This is a genomic window from Formosimonas limnophila (genome assembly GCF_014652675.1).
GTDB classification, from domain to species: domain Bacteria; phylum Pseudomonadota; class Gammaproteobacteria; order Burkholderiales; family Burkholderiaceae; genus Hydromonas; species Hydromonas limnophila.
Window position 1 is genome coordinate 1 of sequence record NZ_BMZG01000026.1, and the last position, 2,969, is coordinate 2,969.

The 2,969-nt window shown below is 45.3% G+C and carries 5 protein-coding genes; all 5 read left to right on the forward strand.

Features of this window, described 5'->3' with window-relative positions; genetic code table 11:
- On the forward strand, nucleotides 1–337 hold a 337-nt coding region (locus IE082_RS10930), incomplete at its 5' end, for a YdhT family protein (protein ID WP_373295102.1).
- Nucleotides 306–551, forward strand: a complete 246-nt coding sequence (locus tag IE082_RS10935; RefSeq protein WP_189493945.1) for a KilA-N domain-containing protein — start codon at nucleotides 306–308, stop codon at nucleotides 549–551. The genes IE082_RS10930 and IE082_RS10935, both read left to right, overlap by 32 nt.
- Before the next feature lies 1 nt (nucleotide 552).
- A complete protein-coding gene (locus tag IE082_RS10940) occupies nucleotides 553–945 on the forward strand; it encodes a hypothetical protein (protein ID WP_189493946.1) in 393 nt (130 codons plus the stop codon).
- A gap of 621 nt (nucleotides 946–1,566) precedes the next feature.
- Nucleotides 1,567–1,749, forward strand: a complete 183-nt coding sequence (locus IE082_RS11515; RefSeq protein WP_373295103.1) for a DUF4224 domain-containing protein — start codon at nucleotides 1,567–1,569, stop codon at nucleotides 1,747–1,749.
- 9 nt (nucleotides 1,750–1,758) lie between these two features.
- Complete coding sequence (locus IE082_RS10950) at nucleotides 1,759–2,784, forward strand: tyrosine-type recombinase/integrase (RefSeq protein ID WP_189493948.1); 1,026 nt, start codon at nucleotides 1,759–1,761, stop codon at nucleotides 2,782–2,784.
- The last annotated feature ends 185 nt before the right edge of the window (nucleotides 2,785–2,969 follow it).

Below are 2,969 nucleotides of genomic sequence, written 5' to 3' on the forward strand. Positions count from 1 at the left end.
CAGCCGCTCGGCAGCATCGAACACGGGCGACTACTCGGCAGCATCGAACACGGGCGACTACTCGGCAGCATCGAACACGGGCAGCCGCTCGGCAGCATCGAACACGGGCTACCAATCGGCAGCATCGGTTAGCGGCAAGGAGTCCGTCGCAGTTGCGACAGGCCGCCAGTCAAAGGCCAAGGGCGCAGAAGCATGCGCAATCGTTTTGGTGTACCGCAACGATGACGGCGAGATTGTCCACATCCGCGCAAGCAAGGTAGGCGAGAACGGCATCAAACCGAACGTGTGGTATTCGCTTGATGAAAATGGCGAGTTTGTCGAAGTTTCAGAAATCTAAAAGAGTATCAACCAAGGAAAGCGGCATTTTAGAAGTGCAAGGTGTAGAAATTCACGTTCTCGAAAGAGAAGACGAGGATTATATTAGCCTCACAGATATGACAGCAAGTTTTGATGGCGGAAGCGGCCTTATTGAGGCATGGTTGCGAAATAAAAACACCATCGAATTTTTGGGCGCAGCGAAATCCGAGGAACAATTTTTTATTGAGGTGTGATGTGGGTAAAAAAGCCTATGCAGTAAGCGCAGTTTTTGAAAAACGAACAGACAAATTTTCTGAATTTGCCCTTAGACAAATGATAATTTTTGACGCAAATAATGAAGATGAAGCTGTTGGTATTTTTTTTCGTGAGGTAAAAAACAGGGGAAATGTGGACGGTTATTCTGTTTTTATAACGCCAACTGTTTCATCATTTAATTGCGGATCATCCGACAATGTTATAGAAGTTCCAATGTCAGACTTGGCTATTCGTAAGATCGAAACGACAACGTACAGTATTGAGCCTGTTGGCGTCTTGTTTAAAACTGAGTACTCAGTTGGAGTCGTGACTAACGGCGGCGCGTTTTGCTGGTTGGATAACGAAGAATTGAAAGCCTGCTTGGGGGGTTAAGAATGAACAAGGTTAAACGACAACCACTGATGCAATACGTCGGACTTTCGATAATTCAAAGCCTTGATTCAAGGCAACTACAATTTAAAGAAACCTCCCCAGCCCAGCGACTCATCGAGCGCAAACGGCTTGAGCGAGCAGAAAGGACAAAGTAATGATTAATGAATGGCAAAAAATAACGGTTCCGCAAGACCCCAATTTTGAGTCTTACGAGAAAATCGTTGATAACATCAGTGCCCGAATTTGGTTTTCGCAAATGGGGATGTGGTGCGCTTCGTTCACGAACATCAATACGCAGAGACGACTAAGAGCTGACATCTCGCACTGCAAAACAGCGGAAGAGGCAAAAGCTGCGGCTGATGGTAGTGTCTCAGTTTGAAATTTGCGAAGTCATTTGGATCTTGTTCATTGACCCAACGCATTGAGCTACGCAGGGAAATGGGTGGATACGCACAGCCGATTGGCGGTTGTCAACGTCGCAAAGCCACGAGGTGGACGATAAACGTGAATCGCGCACCAAGAGCAAATTTCAAACTGAGACACTAACCGGCTGATAAGTTAATGGACAATGCGAGCAGAAAGGAGTAAATGATGGGCGCGAATGAAAAACCATCGCTTTTCATGAGCAATGATGACGTTGAGCGATTGACTGGTTTTAAATACCCGTCAAAACAGATACGATGGCTGCGTGCGAATCTGTATCGTTTTGAGATTAATGGACTTGGCCGACCTGTTGTCTACATTGAGCAAAGCGGAAAAAAAGCCAAGAGGCCGCAAGGATTTGAATTAAAATTTGCAAGCTAAGGAGATGACATGGGACGCAAGCCAACCAAGAACCTAAATTTGCCGCCAAAAATGAGGGTTGAAAACAGGAAAGTTGGCAAGGCTTATTATCTCGACACAAATAAAATTGTTGATGGAAAAATGAAGCGATGCTGGGTTTTGCTCGGACATGACTTTACAACAGCACTGCAAAACTACGCAGAAACAGTAGGAGCAAATGAAAAAGAAAAAACCTTTTTTACCTTTTCCGACGCATGGAACAAATACCAACTAACTGTTTTGATAAAGAAAGCGCCTCAAACTCAACGCGGAAACTTGAGCGAATCAAAGCGGCTTTTGTTCACGTTTGGAAAAGCCATGCTTGACGAAATCAAGCCGATGCACATTCGCAGATACCTTGACCACTACAGCGATAAGCCACGACAGGCGGACAAAGAAATGGCGTTGTTCAGCCATGTATTCAACTGCGCTCGCGCTTGGGGGTTGACTGAGGCGGCCAATCCAGTGGCAGGCATAGAGAAGCACAATTCGCACGGGCGCAAAGTGTACATATACGATGAGATTCTGAAAAAAGTCTATGACTGCGCCGACGTTCCACTGCGGGACTTTATGGACTTTATGTACCTGTCAGGGCAGCGCAACATGGACTCTCTAAAAGCCGATGAGAGGCACATCATTGATGGATGCTATGAATTCAGCCAGGGTAAAACTGGAAAGCACATGCGTATTGAAGTGGTCGGCGAATTTGGTGCGCTAATTGACAGAATCCGTAAGCGTAAAATGTTGAACAAAATCGTGTCAACTCGTCTGTTAGTTGACTTGGACGGTACGCCAATGACCAAAGATAAAATACGTTCTCGCTTTGACACTGCGCGCAAAAAAGCTGGAGTACCAAAAGCAGATTTTCAACTTCGAGACTTACGAGCAAAAGCCATTACCGACAAAACCGACTCCCACAGTCTCGCCGAGGCATCAGCCCAAGGCGGACACTCTGATGCATCGTTCACTCAAAGAACATACGTTCGCCGTGGTAAAAAAGTGCAGCCCACAAAGTAGAGAAACCAAAGGAATTTTTACCTACAAAAAAAATAAGCCTCAGATATAATGAGGCATACAGAGGCGCGTATTTTGATTTTTTGTAGGCTTAAAATCAAAGTAACTTAATGATTTTATTGAAAATTGCCGATGACTCATAATCCTTTGGTCGTAGGTTCAAGTCCTACATGGCCCACCAAATAAAA